Annotated in this window: 19 protein-coding genes; 8 read left to right on the top strand and 11 right to left on the bottom strand. The window is 68.7% G+C overall.

What is annotated here, in order from left to right; translation table 11 throughout:
- The first annotated feature begins 62 nt into the window (after positions 1-62).
- Together PMI14_RS04755 and PMI14_RS04750 are read left to right on the top strand one after the other, a co-directional pair.
- The gene (locus tag PMI14_RS04755; RefSeq protein ID WP_007850413.1) at positions 63-554 is read left to right on the top strand and encodes a nuclear transport factor 2 family protein; all 492 of its coding nucleotides are present in this window, start codon (positions 63-65) and stop codon (positions 552-554) included.
- Between the two features lie 243 nt (positions 555-797).
- Positions 798-2,675: a patatin-like phospholipase family protein gene (locus PMI14_RS04750; RefSeq protein ID WP_052024328.1), complete on the top strand. Its 1,878-nt coding sequence runs from the start codon at positions 798-800 to the stop codon at positions 2,673-2,675.
- 13 nt (positions 2,676-2,688) lie between these two features.
- Here the strand turns inward: PMI14_RS04750 and PMI14_RS04745 are convergent, their stop codons facing one another.
- Positions 2,689-4,188 (bottom strand): SulP family inorganic anion transporter, encoded by a 1,500-nt coding sequence (locus PMI14_RS04745; RefSeq protein WP_007850408.1) that lies wholly within the window; start codon positions 4,186-4,188, stop codon positions 2,689-2,691.
- A gap of 138 nt (positions 4,189-4,326) precedes the next feature.
- On the bottom strand, positions 4,327-5,178 hold the full coding sequence (locus tag PMI14_RS04740) for a UPF0149 family protein (protein ID WP_007850405.1): 852 nt from the start codon (positions 5,176-5,178) through the stop codon (positions 4,327-4,329).
- Between the two features lie 169 nt (positions 5,179-5,347).
- On the opposite strand from PMI14_RS04740, the gene PMI14_RS04735 reads away from it, so the two are divergent.
- The 3 genes from PMI14_RS04735 (at position 5,348) to PMI14_RS04725 (ending at position 9,905) form a co-directional block, all read left to right on the top strand.
- Positions 5,348-7,087: an FMN-binding glutamate synthase family protein gene (locus PMI14_RS04735; RefSeq protein WP_007850402.1), complete on the top strand. Its 1,740-nt coding sequence runs from the start codon at positions 5,348-5,350 to the stop codon at positions 7,085-7,087.
- Complete coding sequence (locus PMI14_RS04730) at positions 7,084-7,920, top strand: hypothetical protein (RefSeq protein WP_007850399.1); 837 nt, start codon at positions 7,084-7,086, stop codon at positions 7,918-7,920. The genes PMI14_RS04735 and PMI14_RS04730 overlap by 4 nt, the downstream gene beginning before the upstream one ends.
- A gap of 260 nt (positions 7,921-8,180) precedes the next feature.
- Positions 8,181-9,905, top strand: a complete 1,725-nt coding sequence (locus PMI14_RS04725) for an ABC transporter ATP-binding protein/permease (protein ID WP_007850398.1) — start codon at positions 8,181-8,183, stop codon at positions 9,903-9,905.
- A gap of 9 nt (positions 9,906-9,914) precedes the next feature.
- On the opposite strand, the gene PMI14_RS04720 is transcribed toward PMI14_RS04725, so the two are convergent.
- Genes PMI14_RS04720 through PMI14_RS04710 form a run of 3 tightly spaced genes read right to left on the bottom strand, consistent with a single transcriptional unit; the run spans position 9,915 to position 12,165 of the window.
- A complete protein-coding gene (locus tag PMI14_RS04720) occupies positions 9,915-10,406 on the bottom strand; it encodes a putative toxin-antitoxin system toxin component, PIN family (RefSeq protein ID WP_007850396.1) in 492 nt (163 codons plus the stop codon).
- Positions 10,396-11,688, bottom strand: coding sequence for a class I SAM-dependent RNA methyltransferase (locus PMI14_RS04715; protein ID WP_007850395.1), 1,293 nt, complete (start codon positions 11,686-11,688; stop codon positions 10,396-10,398). Before PMI14_RS04715 ends, PMI14_RS04720 begins: the two co-directional genes overlap by 11 nt.
- Before the next feature lie 24 nt (positions 11,689-11,712).
- Complete coding sequence (locus PMI14_RS04710; RefSeq protein WP_007850393.1) at positions 11,713-12,165, bottom strand: thioesterase family protein; 453 nt, start codon at positions 12,163-12,165, stop codon at positions 11,713-11,715.
- A gap of 174 nt (positions 12,166-12,339) precedes the next feature.
- Between PMI14_RS04710 and PMI14_RS33350 the strand changes: the two genes are divergently transcribed.
- The 3 genes from PMI14_RS33350 to PMI14_RS04695 are packed head-to-tail and all read left to right on the top strand — an operon-like array spanning position 12,340 to position 13,767.
- A complete protein-coding gene (locus tag PMI14_RS33350) occupies positions 12,340-12,831 on the top strand; it encodes a glutaredoxin domain-containing protein (RefSeq protein ID WP_007850391.1) in 492 nt (163 codons plus the stop codon).
- A gap of 16 nt (positions 12,832-12,847) precedes the next feature.
- Entirely contained in the window at positions 12,848-13,396 is a 549-nt protein-coding gene (locus tag PMI14_RS04700; RefSeq protein WP_007850389.1) for a hypothetical protein, read from the top strand.
- Complete coding sequence (locus PMI14_RS04695) at positions 13,396-13,767, top strand: VOC family protein (protein ID WP_007850387.1); 372 nt, start codon at positions 13,396-13,398, stop codon at positions 13,765-13,767. The genes PMI14_RS04700 and PMI14_RS04695 overlap by 1 nt, the downstream gene beginning before the upstream one ends.
- Here the strand turns inward: PMI14_RS04695 and PMI14_RS04690 are convergent, their stop codons facing one another.
- The 6 genes from PMI14_RS04690 to argS form a co-directional block, all read right to left on the bottom strand.
- Positions 13,768-15,369 (bottom strand): RNA polymerase factor sigma-54, encoded by a 1,602-nt coding sequence (locus PMI14_RS04690; RefSeq protein ID WP_007850385.1) that lies wholly within the window; start codon positions 15,367-15,369, stop codon positions 13,768-13,770. It abuts the gene before it with no gap.
- Between the two features lie 63 nt (positions 15,370-15,432).
- Positions 15,433-16,215 (bottom strand): LPS export ABC transporter ATP-binding protein, encoded by a 783-nt coding sequence (gene lptB, locus PMI14_RS04685; protein WP_007850384.1) that lies wholly within the window; start codon positions 16,213-16,215, stop codon positions 15,433-15,435.
- Positions 16,212-16,862, bottom strand: a complete 651-nt coding sequence (gene lptA / locus PMI14_RS04680) for a lipopolysaccharide transport periplasmic protein LptA (RefSeq protein WP_007850382.1) — start codon at positions 16,860-16,862, stop codon at positions 16,212-16,214. Before lptA ends, lptB begins: the two co-directional genes overlap by 4 nt.
- A gap of 110 nt (positions 16,863-16,972) precedes the next feature.
- A complete protein-coding gene (locus PMI14_RS04675) occupies positions 16,973-17,629 on the bottom strand; it encodes a thiol:disulfide interchange protein DsbA/DsbL (protein WP_007850380.1) in 657 nt (218 codons plus the stop codon).
- 73 nt (positions 17,630-17,702) lie between these two features.
- Positions 17,703-18,374 carry an SPOR domain-containing protein gene (locus PMI14_RS04670; protein ID WP_007850378.1) on the bottom strand — a complete coding sequence of 224 codons (672 nt, stop codon included), beginning with the start codon at positions 18,372-18,374 and terminating at the stop codon, positions 17,703-17,705.
- Between the two features lie 16 nt (positions 18,375-18,390).
- On the bottom strand, positions 18,391-20,100 hold the full coding sequence (gene argS, locus PMI14_RS04665) for an arginine--tRNA ligase (protein WP_007850376.1): 1,710 nt from the start codon (positions 20,098-20,100) through the stop codon (positions 18,391-18,393).
- Positions 20,101-20,429 lie beyond the last annotated feature (329 nt).

The raw sequence follows: 20,429 nt of genomic DNA, 5'->3' as shown, positions 1-20,429 counted from the left end.
CCGGTGTAGCATCTTCCGCCCGGGCCCACATGCCCGCCCCGCACCTACCGGAGCCTCCATCCATGCACCCTAACGCCCAGACCCTGCAGCGCTTCTACACCGCCTTCGGCCAGCTCGACCATGCCACCATGCAGGCCTGTTACGCGCCCGACGCGAGCTTCGACGATGAGGCGTTCTCGCTCAAGGGGCGCGAGCAGATCGGCGGCATGTGGCGCATGCTCGCCACGGCCACCAGCAAAAATGGCCGGGAGCACTGGAAACTCGAGTCGAGCGGCATCGAGGCCGATGACAAGAGCGGACGCGCCCACTGGGAGGCGCACTACCTCTTCAGCGCCACGGGGCGCAAGGTGCACAACATCATCGACGGCGCGTTCACCTTCACGCCCGAAGGCCTGATCGCCACGCACCGCGACCGCTTCAATTTCTGGCGCTGGTCGCGCCAGGCCCTGGGCACGCCCGGCCTGCTGCTGGGCTGGTCGCCCTCGCTCAAGCGCAAGGTGCGCAGCACGGCGGCTGGCAACCTGGCGAAATTCCTGGCGCAGGAAAAGAAGTAAGAGCCTCTTGGCGATCGCGCAGGAGATCGCCAAGAGATTCGGAACGCAGAGCGTGCATTTGTTCACGCCACCCGCGCCCGCTACCCGGGCGGGGTGGGGCGCTGCGCTGGTGCGTCCCTAGAATTCGCGGCTTCGCATGCTGCGGGCAGGCCCTCCCGGCCGGGCGCCTGCGGCCACCTGGAACCCCTTCGGTCCCGCGCCCGCTACTGCATGGAGCCGCCCGATCTGCCCGTTGCTGCCGCCATGTCGCCTTTCACCGCCACCCAGAACCAGCTCCTGATGGAACACCTGCGCAGCTTCCTGCAGGGCATGGCGCCCGAGGCGCTGGAACTGCTGCGCTCCCACATGGAGTGGGTGGAGATCCCTGGCGGGGGCACGCTGATGAACCAGGGCGACCCCGGCGAGTCCATGTACCTCACCGTGAGCGGCCGCCTGCGCGCCTATGTGCGCGGCGACGATGGCTGCCAGCGCCGCGTAGCCGACATGGGCCGTGGCCAGGCCATCGGCGAGATCAGCCTGTTCACCGATGCGCCGCGTGCCGCCACCGTGGTCGCCGTGCGCGACTCGGTGCTGGTGCGGCTGACCAAACCGGTGTTCAAGAACCTGCTGGCGGGCAGTGCCCAGGTGTCGATCGCGCTCACGCGCCAGATCATCGAACGGCTGCAGTCGCGCTCGGCCAATCCGGTGATGGAGCGCCCCGTGGCCATGGGCCTGTTGCCCATCAGCGCGGGCGTGGACCTGCAGGGGTTTGCGGTGAAGCTCGCGCGCCAGCTCGGCGCGCCGGGCAAGGTGCGCGTGGTGGATTCCGCCACGGTGGACCGCGAGCTGCAGGACCCCGGCATCGCCCAGCGCGAAGGGGCCGATGCCTCGGCCAACCGGCGTATTGCCATGCTGCTCGACGAGATCGAGGCGCGCAACGAGTTCGTGCTGCTGCTGGCCGATGCCGAGCCCACGCCCTGGACGCGCCGCGTGAGCCGCCACTGCGATGAATTGCTGCTGCTCGCCGACGCATCGGCCGAGCCCGCCATCCACCCCATCGAGGCGCAGTGCCTGGCCCAGCGCGCGCCACTGACCGAGGCGGCCGAGATCCTGGTGCTGCTGCACCCGGCCGACACCCGCTGCCCGCGCCGCACCGAGCAGTGGTTGGCGCGCCGCGCGGTGTCCGACCATGTGCACGTGCGCCCGGCGCTGGAGCGCGACATGGCCCGCCTGGCCCGCATCCAGAGCCGCACGGCCGTGGGCCTGGTGCTGGCCGGCGGCGGTGCGCGCGGCTTTGCGCACCTGGGCGTGTACCGCGCGCTGCTGGAACAGGGCGTGGAGATCGACTGCGTGGGCGGCACCAGCATCGGCTCGGTGATGGCGGCGTATGTGGCCTCGGACCAGCCGCTGGACGCGGTGATGGCCAATGCGCGCGAGGCCTTTCGCACCAACCCCACGGGCGACTTCAACCTGCTGCCCATGCTCTCGCTGATCAAGGGCCGGCGCCTGCGCCAGATCCTCGATGAGGCCGTGGGCCGGCTGGTGGGCTTTCCGGCCCGGGTCGAGGACCTGTGGAAGAACTACTACTGCGTGGCCACCAACTACTCGCGCGCCTGCGAGCAGGTGGTGCGCCACGGCAGCCTGGTCAAGTCGCTGCTGGCCAGCATCTCCATCCCCGGTGCGCTGCCCCCCGTGGTGCACGAGGGCGACCTGCTGTGCGACGGCGGCACGTTCAACAACTTCCCCGTGGACGTGATGCGCGGCATGCGCGGCGTGGGCACCGTGATCGGCGTGGACCTGAACTTCCGCAAGCCCCGGCGCATCGACCTGGACGACGTGCCCAGCAGCTGGGCGCTGCTGCGCGACAAACTGCGCCCGCGCGCGCAGCGCCGCTACAAGCTGCCCTCCCTGGCCAGCTACCTGATGAACGTGACCATCCTGTACAGCATGTCGCGCCAGCGCCAGTCGCAGCAGCTCACGGACCTGTACTTCAACCCGCCCATGGACCGCGTGGGCATGCTGCAGTGGAACCGCTTCGAGCAGATCGTGCAGCAGGGCTATGCACATGGCCTGGACGTGCTGGGCCAGCGGGAGACCGCCGACCGGCCCCCCATGCGCATGCACGAGCCCGCGGTGGCCTGAAAGGCTGAGCGGCTCAGTCTCCGGCGGCGGGCGGGTTGCCCAGCCGGTCGATCAGCAACGCACTGGCCTGGTTGAGCCCCAGCACCTCCACCGTGCAGCCGTGGTGCCGCAGGCGCTGCACCACCTTGTCAAGCGCTGCCACGGCGGTGACGTCCCAGAAATGCGCACCCGAGACGTCGATGCGCACGCGCCGGCCTTCGGCGCCCAGGATGTCGAAGGCATCGATGAAGGCATCGGCCGAGGCGAAGAACACCTGGCCCGTGACTTGCCAGGTGCGCAGGCCGCCGGCCTCATCGTCCACGCAGCGCACCGTGAGCATGCGCGCGACCTTGAAGGCAAAGAACACGCCGCTGAGCAGCACCCCCGCAGCCACGCCGGCCGCCAGGTTGTGCGTGAAGAGGGTCACCACCACGGTCGCCAGGACCACGGCGCTGGACAGGCGCGGGTGGCGCACCAGGGTGCCGAGCGACTTCCAGTCGAAGGTGGAGGCCGACACCATGACCATGATGGCCACCAGGGCGATCACCGGAACCTGCGACACCCAGGGCTTGAGCACCACCATCAGGATCAGCAGGAACACGCCCGCGAACAGGGTGGACAGGCGACCGCGACCGCCGTACCTCACGTTGCCCACGGCCTGGCCAATCATGCCGCAGCCGGCAATGCCGCCGAACAGGCTGGCTGCGATGTTGGCCACCCCCAGGCCCGCGCACTCGCGGTTCTTCGAGCTCGGGGTGTCGGTCATCTCATCCACCACGGCGGCGGTCAGCACCGATTCGAGCAACCCCACCATGGCGATCGCCAGCGCAGGCAGCGCGATGATGCGCAGCGTCTCCAGGGTTACGGGCACCTCGGGCAGGCCGAGCAGGGGCAGTGCATCGGGCAGGCGTCCCAGGTCTGCCACCGTGGGCAACGAAAGTCCCATGCCCGAGGCCAGCAGCGTGAGCAGCACCACGCAGATCAGCGGCGAGGGAATCGCCGTGAGCGCGCGCCAGCCCAGGCGCTGGCCCAGGGCGGGCAGCCCGTAGATGACGGCCAGCCCCAGGGCCAGCATGGCCCAGGTGGCCGCGCCCGCGCCGGCAAGGTGCGGCAACTGCGCCGAGAAGATCAGGATGGCCAGCGCGTTGACGAACCCGGTACGCACCGAGCTGGAGACGAAACGCACCAGCACCCCCATGCGCAACAGCCCGAAAGCCAGTTGCACCAGGCCTGCCAGGACGCCGGCAGCCAGCAGGTACTGCAGCCCATGCGACTGGACCAGCGGCGCCGCCACCAGGGCCACGGAGCCCGCCGCCGCCGAGACCATGGCCGGCCGCCCGCCCACGAAGGCGATCACCAGGCTGATGACGAAGGAGGCGAAGAGCCCCACCGAAGGGTCCACCCCGGCGACGAAGGAAAAGGCGATGACCTCGGGGATCAGCGCAAAGGTGGCGACGGCACCGGCCAGCAGTTCGCGCGGAATGCTGACCGGTGCCCATTCGGCGCGCAGGCGGGACAGGGTGGAGGCGTTCATGGGACAGCCGCACGCCGCAGGCGCGCCGGGTCAACGGGGATGGGGGAGAGAAAGCAGGCAACACACCCACGGGCGCTGCGCCCGTGGAAGTGGCGCACCGCAACCGTGTGCGCCACCGGGAAAGGGCTCAACTGCCGATCAGCTGGCGCCGTGGCACTTCTTGTACTTCTTGCCGCTGCCGCAGTGGCAGGGGTCGTTGCGGCCGGGCTCGGGCGCCTTGCGCAGGGTTTCCACGCGCGGGCCCAGGCTCTTCCAGACCTGGCGCAGGTCGTACACGGCCCAGATGGCCTCGCCGAAAGCCTCCACCCGGGCCTGGCTGGTGCTGGGCGGGCCGTTCTCGTCGAACATGCAGACTTCGGGCTTGCCGGTGTCGTCTTCGGTCAGGGCGACGATGCTGTCCAGCGCGTCGTTGATCCACTGGGCGGCCTCCTTGTCGCGCGGGGCCGCCCAGTCCTCGGGCCAGTTCTCCACCGCGAACATGAAACCCAGGGCCCAGACCTGGCCGAACGAGGGGATGTCCTGCTCCTCGGAATCCATCTCGGCACGCTGCTCCTCGGTCAGGCTGGCCACCGCGCCACGCATGTCCATGGCCTCGGGCTGGAAGGTCTGGTCGTCGTCCAGACGGTCGACCTTGGCATCGAGCTGGCGCACCACCTCGTCCCAGCGGCGTGTCCACAACTCCAGGAAGCGCGCCTGCTGGGCCGCATCGGCAAAGGCCGGCAGCAGGGGCAGGGGCTCGCCCTCGGCCACTTCGAGCTCGGCGCCATCGCCCAGCAGCATGGGCAGGTACTCGGCCGGCGCGATGGGGCGGCGGTTGCAGATGACGGCGGTCAGGAAGCCGTCGCAGAACTCCCATTGGGGAATCTCGTCGCCGCGCGAGCGCAGGTCGTCGAGGAGGTTGTCGATCTCTTCGAGCTCGTCGGGCCCCAGGGCAGCAGCCAGGGCGGGGGTTTCGGGATCGGTTTCGGGCGTTTCGATGGGGTCGGTCATGGCGGGGCTCCGTGGTCGGGCTGCTGGAATCAAAGTTTTACTTTTATGATGCGCAAGGACTGCGCCCGAGCGCAGCACCGGGGCACAGTGCGGGGGGCGGCAACGCCACCCGCGCAAAGGCGGCCAGTGTAGCCCTCCCGCCGCGCCCCCCAAAGAACCAGGACAAGCGATGCTCCACCAACTCAATTCCCTGTACCCGGTGCGCTACACGGCCTTTGCACTGTGCGTGCTGGGCCTGCTGCTGGCGCTGTTCGCCCTGGTGGTGTTCGGTGTGGGCCTGCCGCTGGTGCTGGTTTTCGGGGGCCTGGTGGCCGTGGGCGTCTACGACGTGCGCCAGACGCGCCACGCCATCCTGCGCAACTACCCGGTCATCGGGCATATCCGCTTCATGCTCGAGTACGTGCGCCCCGAGGTGCGCCAGTACTTCATCGAGAGCGACAGCGAGGCGGCGCCCTTCTCGCGCGCCCAGCGCTCGCTGGTCTACCAGCGCGCCAAGGGCGAGCCCGACAACCGGCCCTTCGGCACGCACCTGGACGTAGGGGCCCAGGGCTACGAGTGGGTCAACCATTCGATGGCGCCCACGCACCTCGCGTCGCATGATTTCCGGGCCTGGATCGGCGGCAGCCCCGGCGCGCCGTCCCCCTCCGTGTCGCCCTGCACCCAGCCCTACCATGCCAGCGTGTTCAACATCTCGGCCATGAGCTTCGGCGCGCTGTCGGCCAACGCGGTGCTGGCGCTCAACAAGGGGGCGCAGCTCGGCGGCTTCGCCCACGACACGGGTGAGGGATCCATTTCGCAGCACCATCGCGTGCACGGCGGCGACCTGATCTGGGAGATCGGTTCGGGCTACTTCGGCTGCCGCAACGACGATGGCAGCTTCAGCCCCGAGCGCTTTGCCACCAATGCGCAGGACCCGCAGGTGAAGATGATCGAGCTCAAGCTCAGCCAGGGCGCCAAGCCGGGCCATGGCGGCGTGCTGCCGGGGGCCAAGGTCACCATCGAGATTGCCGCCGCGCGCGGCGTACCGGTGGGCAAGGACTGCATTTCGCCCTCGCGCCACAGCGCGTTTTCCACCCCGGTGGAGATGATGCAGTTCATCGCCCGCCTGCGTGAGCTCTCGGGCGGCAAGCCCACGGGCTTCAAGTTCTGCCTGGGCCACCCCTGGGAGTGGTTCGCCATCGTCAAGGCCATGCTGATCACCGGCATCACGCCCGACTTCATCGTGGTCGACGGGGCCGAGGGGGGCACGGGCGCCGCCCCCGTGGAGTTCAGCGACCATGTGGGCGCGCCGCTGCAGGAGGGCCTGCTGCTGGTGCACAACACCCTGGTCGGCGTGAACCTGCGCGAGCGCGTGCGCATCGGCTGCGCGGGCAAGGTGATCACCGCCTTCGACATCGCGCGCATGATGGCGCTGGGCGCCGACTGGTGCAATGCCGGGCGCGGCTTCATGATGGCGCTGGGCTGCATCCAGGCGCAGAGCTGCCATACTGGCCACTGCCCCACGGGGGTGACCACGCAGGACGCGCAGCGCCAGCAGGCCCTGGTGGTGCCCGACAAGGCCTCGCGCGTGGCGCAGTTCCACCGCAGCACCCTGCATGCGCTGCAGGAACTCGTACAGGCCGCCGGCCTGCAGCACCCCAAGGACATCACGGCCCACCACATCGTGCGCCGCATCAGCGATACGGAGGTGCGCCTCCTGTCCAACCTGATCACGCGCATGCAGCCCGGCGCCTTGCTGGGCCCGCTCGATGCGCAGCACAATGTCTTTCGCCTGTACTGGCCCCTGGCCAGCGCGCACAGCTTCGCGGCCAGCGAACCGGCACTGGAGCCTTCGGTGCCCCACCATGTGGAGGTGGCCCACGCAGCCGTGGCTGCCGTCGGCGACCTGCCCGCCAATGCCGCCGTATGACGATGGACACAGGCAAGGTTCCTGACACGACCCCGGGCGGCAACACCATCGACTACGCAGGCTACCTGCGCCAGCAGCTTGCGCAGCAGCAGTTCAACGTGGCCAGCTACCGGCTCGGTGATGAGCAGGTGTGGCTCAAGAAGGAGGGCGCGCCCCTGGGCACCGGCCGCTACCGTGCTATGGCGGTGCTGGCCGCCCTGCTGCGGCTGGAGGTGCTGCGCCCCGTGCCCAACACCGGCGGGCGCGCCGCCATTGCCACCGAGGTGCGGCGCCTGCGCGACCTGCAGGCGCGGGGCCTGCGCGTGCCGACCGTGCTGGCCGCGCAGGACGATGGCTTCCTGATGCGCCACCTGGGCCGTCCCGCGCAGCACACCCCCTCGCTGGGCAACGAGATCGACCATGCCGTGTCCGCCGGCCCTGCCGCCGTGCTGGCGCTGTGGCAGCAGGGCCTGGCGGCCATTGCGCAGGTGCACGCCAGCGGTACCTGCCTGAGCCAGGCCTTTGCGCGCAACCTGGTGCGCTGCCCCGATGGCGTGGTGGGCTACATCGACTTCGAGGACGACCCGGCGGCCGTGCTGCCGCTGCCCGTGTGCCATGCCCGCGATGCGCTGTGCTACGCGCATTCCACCGCCATCTACCTGCGCCTGGTGGGTGCGCTCGACGATGCCCGCGCGATGTGGACCGCCTGGGTGTCCGCCGGCAGCCCCGAGCTGCAGGCCGTGATGGCCACCAGCATCCGGCGCATGGCCTGGATGCGCCACCTGCCGCAAAGCCGCCGGCTCGGCCGCGACATGCAGCGCGTGCGCGCGGCGTACGACCTGCTGCGGCCCTGATCAGGGCCGCGGGCAGGGGCAGCGCGCAACGCGGGCCCGTCCTTAGCGGTCCGTAGGCATTGGCTGACAAGCGGGCGGGGATGGGCCGCCTATCGTGAAAGCGGTGCTCCCGTTTCCGCTTCCCTTTTCAGCCTTTGTCCATGCCTACCCCTGCCGCCACCCTGCCAGCACCCACCGCGCCCGCCTCCCCTCCACCGGCCGCGCAGAAGCCCCGTCGCCGCCGCCCTCCCACCCTGTCCCTCTCGGCATGGAAACAGTTCATGAGCGTGGCCCGTCCCTACTGGATGGGTGACAAGAAGAGAACTGCCTGGGGCCTGCTCGCGCTGCTCATCGGCCTGATGGTCTGCGAGACGCAGCTGGCCGTGATGCTGATCGACAAGACCGGCGAGATGACTTCGGCCCTGGCCGCCAAGCAGGCCGACCGCTTCTGGGGTGCGGTGCGCGCCAGCCTCATCGTGCTGGCCTTCGCGGTGCCGGTGTACGCCTTCTACTACTACATGCGCGATGCGTTCTCCAACCACTGGCGGCGCTGGCTCACGCACCGCTTCCTGGATGGCTACCTGGGCGAGCGCAAGTACTACGAGCTGGGTACCGGCAGCGACATCGACAACCCCGATCAGCGCATCAGCGAGGACATCAACACCTTCACCGGGCGGTCCACGCACTTCCTGCTGATCTTCCTGGGCTCGCTCATGCAGCTGGTGGCGTTCAGCGCGGTGCTGTGGTCCATTTCCAAGGTGCTGGTGGCCTTCCTCGCGGTGTATGCGCTGCTGGGCACCTTCGGCGCACTGTACCTGTTCGGCGCGCCGCTGATCCGGCTCAATTTCTGGCAGATCCGGCGCGAGGCGGACTTTCGCTTCGGGCTGATGCGGCTGCGCGAGAACGCCGAGTCCATCGCCTTCTACCGCGGCGAGCCCCAGGAGCGCGCACAGATAGACCACCGCTTCGAAGCCGCGTTCACCAACTACGCTCGGCTCATCAAGAAGCAGCGTTCACTCAACCTGTTCCAGCGCTCGTTCAGCCAGCTCACGCTGGTGCTGCCGAGCATCATCCTGGCCAATGGGGTGCTTTCGGGCGAGCTCGAGGTGGGGCGCGCCATCCAGGCGGCGGGTGCCTTTGCGGCAGTGCTCGGCGCCGTGTCGCTGATCGTGGACAACTTCGAGAGCCTGAGCCGCTTCGTGGCCGGCATCGACCGCCTGCACGCGCTGTCGCAGATGGTCCTCAAGACGCCTGCCGCGCCCACCCCCTGGGCCGAACCTGCCGTCGCACCGCGCACCGGCAGTCCGCAAGAGCCCCCCGCAGAGCCCGCGCCGCAGATCGCCACGCGCATCGGCGAAGCCATGGCCATCGAGGGGCTCACGCTCTACACGCCCCAATTCGGCCGCCTGCTGGTGCAGGACCTGTCGCTGCAGCTGCAGTCCGGGGATGCCTTGCTCATCACCGGGCCCAGCGGCTGCGGCAAGAGCTCGCTGCTGCGTGCGATAGCGGGCCTGTGGCGCACCGGCAGCGGCGCCGTGCAGCACCCGCCGATGGAGGACGTGTTCTTTCTGCCCCAGCGCCCGTACATGCAGATGGGCACGCTGCGCAGTCAGATCATCTACCCCATGAAAGAGACCGATCTGTCGGATGAACGTTTGCTGGAGCTGTTGCAGGAAGTGCAACTCGAATCGCTGGCCGAGCGCGTGGGCGGGCTCGATGCCTCGCACGATTGGGAAAAGCAGCTGTCCATCGGCGAGCAGCAGCGCCTGGCCTTTGCCCGGGTGCTGGCGCGCGCACCGCGCATCGTGATCCTGGACGAGGCCACCAGCGCACTGGACAGCGCCAACGAGGCGGCGCTCTACGAACGCCTGCGCGCCAGCGGCACCACGCTCATCAGCATTGCCCACCGCCCGGCCGTGCTCAAGCACCACACGCATGTGCTCGAACTCAAGGGCGAGGGTGCGTGGCAGGTGCACGCGGCGGGCGATTTCAGCTTCGACCGCTGACGAGGGGATTCAGGCGTCGGCGGAGGTGGGTTCGCCCGCCATCTCCAGCACCAGTGCCGTCGCCACATGCGCATCCAGCGTGAGCAGGCGCTTGCGCATGCAGATCACGGCCTTGTCCTTGCTGAGCAGGATGGCGCGGTGCGCCGCCGCCAGGTCGACGAACTTCTGGTCGTCGGTGTCCTTGCAGACATAGGCCACACGGGGGGCGATATCCACCAGGCGCGCCTGGGCGTCAAAGGCGGCAAGCACCTGCGCTGCGTCCACGCGGTAGTAGTCCATGCGGCCCACGATGTGCGGGTAGGCCAGCACACGCTCGAGTTCGTCGCGCATGACCTGCGTGGCGATCCAGTCCAGGCGCCCTTCGGCCAGCAACTGGCGCAGCGGCACGGTCGCGGGGTCGGAGAAGATCAGCAGGTCGAGCGCGACGTTGGTGTCCACCACCACGGGGCGCGCAGGTTCGCCTGCCGGCGCCTGGGCCGGCAGCGCCAGCTCAACCCGCATCGCGCGGACCGTTCTGTGGTGCCTCGGACGATGGCTTGGCGCGCACCGATCCCTTGATCATGTCGAAGCGGAACATGCGGCACTCGATGGGGCCGTTCCACATGGGCACGCGGCGCGACTCCTTCAGGCGCATCTTGCCGGGCAACTTGAGGTCGGGGGTCAGCATCCAGGCCGTCCAGCCCGCATAGTTCTTCTTCCAGTGGGTGGCCAGCTGGCTGAAGAACTCGCCGCCGTCGTCAGTGTGCGCGGCCTCGCGGCCCACGCTGGCGCCCAGGGCCCGTTCGGCGGCGCGCTCGTTGGCGTTCTGGCCGGCCGAGCCGGCGGCGGCAATGCGCTCGCCATAGGGCGGGTTGAGCAGCATGACGCCAGGCTGCTCGCTGGGCGGCATGCGCTGCAGGGCGTCGCCGCCGCGCAGCTGCACGGCATCGGCCACGCCGGCACGCTCGGCATTGCGCTGCGCAAAATCGACCATGCGGTGGGCCACGTCGCTGCCGAAGATGGGCACGGGGCTTGGGCGGATCGCGCTCTCGGCCTCGGCCTGAATCGCCGACCACACGTGCCCCTGGAAGGGCAGCAGCTTTTCGAAGGCAAAGCGGCGCAGCATGCCGGCCGGGATGCGGCAGGCGATCTGCGCCGCCTCGATGGCGATGGTGCCGCTGCCGCAGCAGGGGTCGTACAGCGGCACGGGGTCATCGCCCAGCGGGTCCCAGCCGCTGGCCGCGATCATCGCGGCGGCCAGGGTTTCCTTGAGCGGGGCGTCGCCCTTGTCCTCACGCCAGCCGCGCTTGAACAGCGGCTCGCCCGAGGTGTCGATGTAGACCGTGGCTTCTTCGGTGGTCAGGTGCAGGTGGATGCGCACGTCGGGCCACTGGGTGTTCACGTCGGGGCGAACGCCGGTCTTGGCACGGAAGCGGTCGGCCACCGCGTCCTTCACGCGCAGGCCGGCAAAGTTCAGGCTCTGCAGCGGGCTGTGCTGGGCCGTGACCTCCACCTTGAATGTCTGGCGCGTGGTGAACCAGATCTCCCAGGCCACCTCGCTGGCAATGCCATAGAGGTCGTTCTCGGAGCGGTAGGGCCGGTGCGCCAGCTGCACCAGCACGCGCTGCGCCAGGCGGCTGTGCAGGTTGAGCAGCAGCGCCTGGCGCCACGAGGCGCGCAGCAGCACGCCGCCCCGGCCCATGAGGAGGTCCTGGCCCGTGAGGCCGGTGATGGCGTGCACCTCGTCGGCGAGGTAACCCTCGACACCGGCGGCGCAGGGGAGAAAAAGTTGGAGTTGGTTCATGGCACTGGGCGACAGGATACGCGCTTACGCAGTAGCGGTGCTGGAGGATGCGCGCGCCAGCAGCAACTGGCGGATGGATTCGGGAATGGGCGCCACCTTGCGGTCGCTGCGGCCGATGAAGACGATGCCGACCTTGCCGCGTGCCACTTCGCGGCCCGAGGTCTTCTCGGTCATGCGGAACACGAGGTCGAAGCCGTAGCGGTTGAGGTCCTCGGGCGCCATCTCCACGCGCATGGTCTCGCCATGGAAGCCTTCGGACTTGTACTGCGCCACGATGTCACCCACCACGGTGGACAGGCCACCCACATCGGCCTCGGGGTAGCCGAGCGACTGGAAAAAGCGCACGCGCGCCTCCGACACCAGGCTCAGCAGCTGCGCATTGTCCAGGTGCCCGCCCTGGTTGACATGGCTGATGTAGATCTGCAGCTCGGTGGCAAAACCGAAATGCGCGGGGAGGTCGAAGACGATGCGGGCCATGGGGCGGGGAAACAGAGGGTCGAGAAAGGGCAGCGAACCGGGCGCCTGGGACGCCCCAGGCGCTGCATGCCGGTTGGCACAGATGGCCCATGCGGGTGAGGCATTGCCCCGGCAGGCCTCGGGGCGGCAGAAGTCTTTTATGCTCCCGGGATCCCGATTTTACCCGGAGCCCCCATGCACACCCTGCGCTGCCGCCTGATCCTTGCCCTGACTGCGGCCGCGCTCACGGGCGCGCTGCAGGCCCAGACGCTCTACAAATCCGTGGACGCGAGCGGAAAAGTCGTCTACAGCGACCAGCCGCCGGCTTCAGGCGCGGCGCAAAAGACGATGAAGCTCGAGGCCCCGCCCATAAGCGTGGTCCCGGGCAACCCGCTGCCACCGGCCACACCCGGACAGGCGGCCGCCGGTGCCCCTACAGCAGCCGCCCAGCCCCGGGGCGAGGTCACGCTCTACATGGCCACCTGGTGCGGCTACTGCAAGGCAGCCAAGGCCTACCTGGGCGGCAAGGGCATTGCCTACCGGGAATTCGACGTGGACACCCCCACCGGCAAGGCCGCCTTTGCGCAAATTGGTGCGCGTGGCGTGCCGGTGCTGCTCACCAATGGCCAGCGGGTGAACGGCTTCAGCGCCCAGTCCTACGACGCCGTCTTTGCGAAACGCCCGTAACCCCCTCTTCCATTCCATGCTCCGCACTGCCCTCGCTTCGATTGCCTTTTTCCTGTGCCTGCCGGTTCTCTCCGAAGAACTGCGCGTTGCCCTGCCCGGCCGCGACGATCTGGTGATCGACCTGCCCGCGCAATGGCGCGCCCAGGTCCGCCGCCCGCACGGGGAGTTGCCGCCCTCGGTGGCCATCAGCGGCCCTGATGCCAAGGCCTTGCAGATGCTCATCACGCCCATCTGGCCTGTGGGCAGTGCGCCCAGGCCCCCCACCGCCGACGAGTTGCGGGGGCTGGTCCAGGCCGGTGCCACCCGGGCCCAGCCCAAGGCCGTCGAGAGCGACCTGCCCCTCAAGGACCTGGGCGCCGCGGGCAAGACGGGCTACTACTTCTCGGCCACCGATCGCGCCCCCGAGCCGGACGGCTACAAGCACCTGACCCAGGGTGTGCTGGGCATGAACGAACTGCGCGTGACCTTCACGGTGCTCGTCAACGGCGCTCCGCAGGAGCCTACGGCCCAGGCGCTGGAGCTGCTGCGCTCGCTGCGGCGCGCACCGGCCTCGAAAGCGCCCTGATGGAGCCCCCCGTCCTCGGTACCGTGATGGTCTATGCGCGCGACATGCAGCGCAGCGCGGCCTTCTACCGCACGCATTTCGGCTTTGCGACCACGGGCGAGGTGGTGGAAGGCCTGATCGAGCTGCAGGCCCCGAACGGAGGGGCCTGCATCCTGATCCACCAGGCGGCCAAGAGCGTGAAGCTGGGCCAGGCGGGGGTGAAGCTGTGCTTTCATGTGCCCGACGTGGAAGCCTTCAAGGCCCATGCGCTGGCGCAGGACCTGGCCTTCGGCCCCACGCACCAGGCCAACGGCTATGCGTTCGCCAACGCCAAGGACCCGGACGGCAATGCCGTCAGCATCTCCAGCCGGGCCTTCCGCAGCCTGCCCTGATCAGAGCGCCTTGCGCAGGTTGGCCGGCGCGATCTTGAGCGCCTCGCGGTACTTGGCCACGGTGCGGCGCGCGCACTCGATGCCCTGCTCCTTGAGCATCTCGGCGATCTGGCTGTCCGACAGCGGCTTGGCCGGGCTTTCGGCCGCGACGAACTGCTTGATGAGAGCACGCACGGCGGTGCTCGATGCATTGCCGCCGGTCTCGGTGCCCAGGCCCGATCCGAAGAAGTACTTGAGCTCGTAGGTGCCGATGGGCGTGGCCATGTACTTGGCCGTGGTCACGCGGCTGATGGTGGACTCGTGCAGGCCCAGCTCGTCGGCGATGTCGCGCAGCACCAGCGGGCGCATGGCCAGCTCGCCATGGGTGAAGAAGCTCTTTTGCCGCTCGACGATGGCGCGCGAGACGCGCAGGATGGTGTCGAAGCGCTGCTGGATGTTCTTGATGAACCAGCGCGCCTCCTGCAGCCGCTGCTGCATGGCCTGGTGGCCCTCGCCGCCCTTGTGGCCACGCAGGGCGCCGGCATAGATGTCGTGCACGCGCAGGCGCGGCATCACGTCGGGGTTCAGCGCCACGATGAAGTTGTGCTGGCCGTCGCGGCCATTGGCGCGCCCGGCCTTGCGCACGATGACGTCGGGCACGATGATGTTGCGCTCCACATCGACGAACTTGCGCCCCGGACGCGGCTCCAGCCGCGCGATCAGGGCCATGGCGGCGCGCGTGCGCTCCTCGCCGTCGCCGCACAGCTGCGTCAGGCGGCGGATGTCGCGGCGCGCCAGCATCTCCAGCGGCTGCTGGCACACGCGCAGCGCGGTCTGCACGGTGTCGGGGTCGGCATCGCTGTCTTCGTCGGCCGCCAGGGCCGTGAGCTGCAGCGTGAGGCATTCACCAAGGCCACGTGCACCCACGCCCACGGGCTCCAGGCTCTGCAGCAAGCGCAGCGCCACGGTGAAGCGGTGCACCAGCTCCTCGATCTGCTCCAGGTCGTCAGGGCCGGCCAGGGCGATGGCCAGCTCTTCCAGCGGCTCCTCGAGGTAGCCGTCGTCGTTGAGCGATTCGATCAGGAAGCGCAGCGCCGCGCGGTCCACCTCGGACAGGCGCAGCGACAGCGCCTGGCGGTGCAGGAAGGCGGTCAGCGATTCGTGGGTGCGGGCCAGCTCGGTGGCGTCGGTCTCGTCGCCCTCGGCATCGTTGCGGTTGCGGGCCGGCGCATCGCCACCCCACTCGGCATCGTTGGGGGACACGTCCACGGTGCCGTCGCCGCTCCAGTCAGGCTCGTCGCTGGCGCTGCTGCCCAGTTCCGCGTCACTCTGGGGTGCATCGGGGACGGACTCGCTCGGTGTGCTGGAACCCGGTGCGTTGGAATAGACCGCGTCGTCGGCGCTGTAGTCGTCCGGCTGCACGGGCGCATCGGCCGTGTCCACGCCGAATTCTTCGCGCGGCGCCTCGTCGGCATTGCGCTCGAGAAAGGGGTTTTCGTCGAGCATCTGCTCGACCTCCTGGCCCAGCTCCAGCGTGGACAGCTGCAGCAGGCGGATGGACTGCTGCAGCTGGGGCGTGAGCGCCAGATGCTGCGATACGCGCAGGGACAGGCCGGGCTTCATCGCACAGCCCCGGTGGGCTGCCGCGAAGGCAGGTGCATGGCGAACGTGCGGTCCATCGGTCTGCTACATGCGGAAGTGTTCACCCAGGTACACCCGGCGCACTTCGGCGTTGTCGACGATTTCGGACGGGGTTCCCTGGGCCAGCACGTGGCCGTCGCTGATGATGAAGGCGTGGTCGCAGATGCCCAGCGTCTCGCGCACGTTGTGGTCGGTGATGAGCACGCCGATGCCGCGCGCCTTGAGAAAACCGATGATGCGCTGGATCTCGATCACCGCAATGGGGTCGATGCCGGCAAACGGTTCGTCCAGCAGGATGAAGCGTGGCTGCGTGGCCAGCGCGCGGGCGATCTCCACGCGGCGGCGCTCACCGCCGGACAGGGCCAGCGCAGGCGAGGCGCGCAGGTGCTCCACGCGCAGCTCCGTGAGCAGGGCCGTGAGGCGCTCCTCGATGGCCGCGCGCGGCAGCGGCTGGCCATCCTCGCCACGCTGCAGTTCGAGCACGGCACGCACGTTCTCCTCGACCGTGAGCTTGCGGAAGATCGAGGCTTCCTGCGGCAGGTAGGACAGGCCCAGGCGCGAGCGCCGGTGGATGGGCATGTGGGCCACCGAGTGGCCATCGATGCGGATGTCGCCGGCATCGCTGCGCACCAGGCCCACGATCATGTAGAACGAGGTGGTCTTGCCCGCGCCATTGGGGCCCAGGAGCCCCACGACCTCGCCCTTTTGCACGACCAGCGACACATCCTTGACGACCTTGCGGCTGCCGTAGGACTTTTCGAGGTGGTGCACCTCCAGCCGGCTTTCCGCCGGTGAGCCGGCGACGGTGCTCACGTCAGGCCCGCTCACTTGGCGCCGCCGCTCAGGCTGTTGCTGGGGCGCAGGGTCGTGCTCGGTGCCGGGGTGGCAGGGGCAGCGGCGCTGGCCGGAGTTTCCTTGGGCGACAGGATGGCGCGCACGCGGCCGCCGGGTGCCGGGGCATCGCCTGCGGCGTTGGTGCTGCCGCGCGGCTTGGCATCCACGGTGAACACGTCGGTCAGGTTGTTGTAGACGATGACCTGCCCGGTGATCTCGTCGGTCAGTGTGGATTCACGGAAGCGCCGCAGCTCGGCGCGGGTGATGAACTTCACGTTGTCGGCGCGGCCGTCGTACTCGATGACCTCGCTCTCGCCTTCGATGAACTCATCGGGTGCCCCGGCGAGGGTGTCGCGCTTCTGGCGGAAGAAGGCCCGCTTGCCCGGCTCCGCCGTGACCACGCCGAACTGGTAGCCATCGGCGTCCTGGCGCACGTCCAGACGCGCGCCACGCAGCACGATGGTGCCCTTGGTCATGACCACCCGGCCGGTGAACACGCTGGTCTGCTTGAGTTCATCGTGGCGCAGTGCATCGGCCTCGATGTTCATGGGCTTGTTGCGGTCGGCCTTTTCGGCATGGGCCGCAGTCTGGACAACGGCCAGGGCCGAGAGGAGGAGGATCGGGAGGATGCGGTAGTTCATAGGGCACGAATCTTGCAGATCATTGTAGCCACCCGCGGCGACACGCCATGAAAAAAGCCCGCATCCGCGGGCTTTTGGCATCTGCAGGACCGCGTCCTGTCCAGAAACGGTCAGCCTTTGCGGGCCACGCCCACCAGTTGCTCCACCACCTGCAGCACGACCGGCATGCTGCCCGCCATGGTGCCATCGGTGTAGAAACGGCCGGCCACGCCCATCGAGGGCACGCCTTCCACGCCATACGCATCCTGCAGCTGCGACGCACGGCGCACCTGGTTGGAGACGGTGAACGAGTTGTAGATTTCCTTGAACTTGGCCACGTCCACGCCCTGCGTGGCGATCCAGGCCATGATTTCATCGTCCTTGGCGAGCTTGGCCTTCTCGACATGGATGGCGCGGAAGACCTTGGCATGCAGGTCGGCGACCTTGCCCATGCCTTCCAGGGTGAAGTACAGCTTTTGCAGCGGCACGAAGCTGGCATTGAAGGCCACCGGCACGCGGCGGATCGCCAGGTCCTTGGGCGCGGACTTGATCCAGGCCTCGAGCGTGGGCTCGAAGGCGTTGCAATGGGGGCAGGCGTACCAGAAGAATTCGATCACGTCGACCTTGCCGGCCGGCGCCTCGGGCGCGACGGGCTTGTCGAGCTTGCGGTAGTCCTTGCCCTCCTTGAACTGGCGCGCTTGCGCGAGTGCAGGGGTTGCCACGGGCAGGGCCAGGGCGGAAGCGGCCACGGCAGAGGCGGCAGACAGGGAAAACTCGCGGCGTTTCATCAAAATGACTCTCCTAGGGTCGGGTGTGGGGGTGTGAGCCACGCCCCCGAAAAAAGTTCAGGCCGGCCCGCGCTCAGCGCTGCACCCGCACCAGGGCCGACTCGACGCCGGTGGTGTCGAGCTTGTCCTTGAGCTGGGCGGCATCGTCGCGCTTGGTGAAGGGGCCGACGCGCACGCGGAACACGGTGCGGCCGTTCTGCTCGCGCTCGCTCACGCGGGCCTCCCAGCCCAGCATGGCCAGCTTGGCGCGCTGGGCATCGGCATCGGCCTGGGTGCGGAAGGCACCGGCCTGCACGAAGTAGTCGAAGGGGTCCGCGCTGTTGCCGGGCGCGGCAGCGGCCTTGGCAGCCGCCAGGTCACCCAACGGATCAGCACTGCCGGGCTTGGTGGTCGCAGCGGCGGCGGGCTTGGCCGACGATGCGGCGGCACGCGGGTCCGCCGCGGCCACGGCAGGTGCCGAGGCGGTGGGCGCAGGCGCAGGGGACACGCCTGCTGTGGCGGGGGCCGACGCCGCTGTGGCGGGTGGTCGGGCCGGGTTCTTGCCGTACAGCGGCGAGTTCGGGTCCCAGTTCTTGTTCTTCTGCGCTTCGGCCGCGTCCTGGTCGGTGCCGCGTGCACCCCCCTTGTTCAGGAATGGCACGGGCACCTTGGTCACGTAGACGGCGACCGCCAGTGCGGCCCCCAGGCCGAAGATCACGCCCACGATAAAGCCGATGATGGTTCCGCCCAGTTGCTTGTTCTTCATGGTAGTGGTTGCTTGCTTACATTCGGGCCGGGGCCGATACGCCCAGCACAGCCAGGCCATTGTGCAGTACCTGCGCGGTGGCGGCGACGAGGGCCAGGCGCGCACGCTTGACGGCTTCGTCGTCCACCAGGATGCGCTCGGCATCGTAATAGCTGTGGTAGCTGGCGGCCAGGTCGCGCAGATAGAACGTGACGTCGTGCGGGGCCTCGCCCTCGGCGGCGGCGGTGAGCATCTCGGGGTACTTGGCCAGTTGCAGCATCAGCGCCTGGGCCTGCGGGCCTTCGAGCGCCGACAGGTCCACGCCCTGCAGCGAGGCCACATCGCCGCCGCCCTGCTCGGCCCAGCCGCGCAGCACCGAGCAGATGCGCGCATGCGCGTACTGCACGTAGTACACCGGGTTGTCGTTGTTCTGCGCCACGGCCAGGTCCACATCGAAGGTGTACTCCGTGTCGGGCTTGCGGCTGAGCAGGAAGAAACGCACTGCGTCCTTGCTGGTCCATTCGATCAGGTCGCGCAGGGTCACGTAGCTGCCCGCGCGCTTGCTGATCTTGACCTCTTCGCCGCCCTTGACCACGCGCACCATGGTGTGCAGCACGTAGTCGGGGTAGCCCTGGGGAATGCCCACTTCCGCCGCCTGCAGGCCGGCGCGCACGCGGGCGATGGTGCCGTGGTGGTCGGTGCCCTGGATGTTCACGACCTTGGTGTAGCCGCGCTCCCACTTGGCGATGTGGTAGGCCACGTCGGGCACGAAGTAGGTGTAGCTGCCGTCCTGCTTGCGCATGACCCGGTCCTTGTCGTCGCCGTAGTCCGTGCTCCTGAGCCACAGGGCGCCGTCCTGCTCGTAGGTCTTGCCATTGGCCACGAGCTTGCCCACCGTGGCATCCACGCGGCCGCTGGTGTACAGGCTCGACTCCAGGTAATACTCGTCGAACTTGAGGTTGAAGGCCTGCAGGTCCTTGTCCTGCTCGTTGCGCAGGTAGGCCACGGCGAACTGGCGGATCGACTCCAGATCGTCCACGTCGCCGCTGGCGGTGTACGCGCGGTCGTCGGCCTTGACGGTCTTCTTCGCCAGAAAGTCGTTGGCGATGTCCTGAATGTAGTCGCCGTTGTAGAAGGCCTTGCTGGCCGGGTTCTCGGAATCCGTGGGCCAGCATTCGTCGCCAGGCTTGAAGCCCTTGGCGCGCAACTGGGTGCTGTGCGTGAGGGTCTGGATCTGCACGCCCGCGTCGTTGTAGTAGAACTCGCGGTGTACGCCCCAGCCTTGCGTGGCGAACAGGTTGCAGATGGCATCGCCGAGCGCGGCCTGGCGGCCATGGCCGACGTGCAGCGGCCCGGTGGGGTTGGCCGAGACGAACTCGACCAGCACCTTGGCACCGCGGTCGGGCTGGTAGCCGAAACGCTCGCCAGCGGACAGCACCTCGCGCACCACTTCCTGCTTGGCAGCGGACTTGAGGCGGATGTTCAGGAAGCCGGGGCCGGCGATCTCGATGGCATCCACCCAGCGCGTGAAGGCGGGCGTGGCCTCCAGCGCGGCCTTGAGCTGCTCGCCCAGCGCGCGCGGGTTGAGCTTGAGCGGCTTGGCCAGTTGCATGGCCGCCGTGCAGGCGAAGTCGCCGTGCGCAGCCACCTTGGGGGATTCGAACGCCGCCTTGGCGCCAGCGCCAGGGGAAAGGATGTCCAGCTCGGCCGCGAGCGCGGCCAGCAGATCGTGTTTGACAGAGAGCATCGGGGGATTTTACGGGGCCGGCCGCGAACGCCCTGGCGGGGTGTGTTGCCCACGCCACCAAATCCGGCCCTGGCAGGCCCCCAAAGGCGCTGCGCCCGCGCAACAGATCGTAAAGAATTCTGGCAGCCTGCCCGGCATGTCAGCGCCGGCCGATGCCCGTACGTTGTAATCGGGCAATCCGATGCGGGTTGCATTGGATGCCCTTACCACCGGAGCACTACACCATGAAAAAGCTTCTCTCCCTGACGGCCCTGGGCCTGCTTCTCTCCCTGGGCGCAGCCCATGCTGCCGATGCCCCGGCCACCAAGGCTGCGGCGCCAGCGGCAGCC

Origin of the sequence: Acidovorax sp. CF316 (genome assembly GCF_000276605.1) — a bacterium.
In the GTDB taxonomy this organism is placed as follows: Bacteria; Pseudomonadota; Gammaproteobacteria; order Burkholderiales; family Burkholderiaceae_C; genus Acidovorax.
This window is presented reverse-complemented; position numbering and strand designations above follow the sequence as displayed.

Bases quoted from the DNA above. Each gene is read 5' to 3' on its own strand.
- PMI14_RS04755 (WP_007850413.1), top strand. From the start codon at position 63: ATGCACCCTAACGCCCAGACCCTGCAGCGCTTCTACACCGCCTTCGGC.
- PMI14_RS04750 (WP_052024328.1), top strand. From the start codon at position 798: ATGTCGCCTTTCACCGCCACCCAGAACCAGCTCCTGATGGAACACCTG.
- PMI14_RS04745 (WP_007850408.1), bottom strand. From the start codon at position 4,188: ATGAACGCCTCCACCCTGTCCCGCCTGCGCGCCGAATGGGCACCGGTC.
- PMI14_RS04740 (WP_007850405.1), bottom strand. From the start codon at position 5,178: ATGACCGACCCCATCGAAACGCCCGAAACCGATCCCGAAACCCCCGCC.
- PMI14_RS04735 (WP_007850402.1), top strand. From the start codon at position 5,348: ATGCTCCACCAACTCAATTCCCTGTACCCGGTGCGCTACACGGCCTTT.
- PMI14_RS04730 (WP_007850399.1), top strand. From the start codon at position 7,084: ATGACGATGGACACAGGCAAGGTTCCTGACACGACCCCGGGCGGCAAC.
- PMI14_RS04725 (WP_007850398.1), top strand. From the start codon at position 8,181: ATGAGCGTGGCCCGTCCCTACTGGATGGGTGACAAGAAGAGAACTGCC.
- PMI14_RS04720 (WP_007850396.1), bottom strand. From the start codon at position 10,406: ATGCGGGTTGAGCTGGCGCTGCCGGCCCAGGCGCCGGCAGGCGAACCT.
- PMI14_RS04715 (WP_007850395.1), bottom strand. From the start codon at position 11,688: ATGAACCAACTCCAACTTTTTCTCCCCTGCGCCGCCGGTGTCGAGGGT.
- PMI14_RS04710 (WP_007850393.1), bottom strand. From the start codon at position 12,165: ATGGCCCGCATCGTCTTCGACCTCCCCGCGCATTTCGGTTTTGCCACC.
- PMI14_RS33350 (WP_007850391.1), top strand. From the start codon at position 12,340: ATGCACACCCTGCGCTGCCGCCTGATCCTTGCCCTGACTGCGGCCGCG.
- PMI14_RS04700 (WP_007850389.1), top strand. From the start codon at position 12,848: ATGCTCCGCACTGCCCTCGCTTCGATTGCCTTTTTCCTGTGCCTGCCG.
- PMI14_RS04695 (WP_007850387.1), top strand. From the start codon at position 13,396: ATGGAGCCCCCCGTCCTCGGTACCGTGATGGTCTATGCGCGCGACATG.
- PMI14_RS04690 (WP_007850385.1), bottom strand. From the start codon at position 15,369: ATGAAGCCCGGCCTGTCCCTGCGCGTATCGCAGCATCTGGCGCTCACG.
- lptA (WP_007850382.1), bottom strand. From the start codon at position 16,862: ATGAACTACCGCATCCTCCCGATCCTCCTCCTCTCGGCCCTGGCCGTT.
- PMI14_RS04675 (WP_007850380.1), bottom strand. From the start codon at position 17,629: ATGAAACGCCGCGAGTTTTCCCTGTCTGCCGCCTCTGCCGTGGCCGCT.
- PMI14_RS04670 (WP_007850378.1), bottom strand. From the start codon at position 18,374: ATGAAGAACAAGCAACTGGGCGGAACCATCATCGGCTTTATCGTGGGC.
- argS (WP_007850376.1), bottom strand. From the start codon at position 20,100: ATGCTCTCTGTCAAACACGATCTGCTGGCCGCGCTCGCGGCCGAGCTG.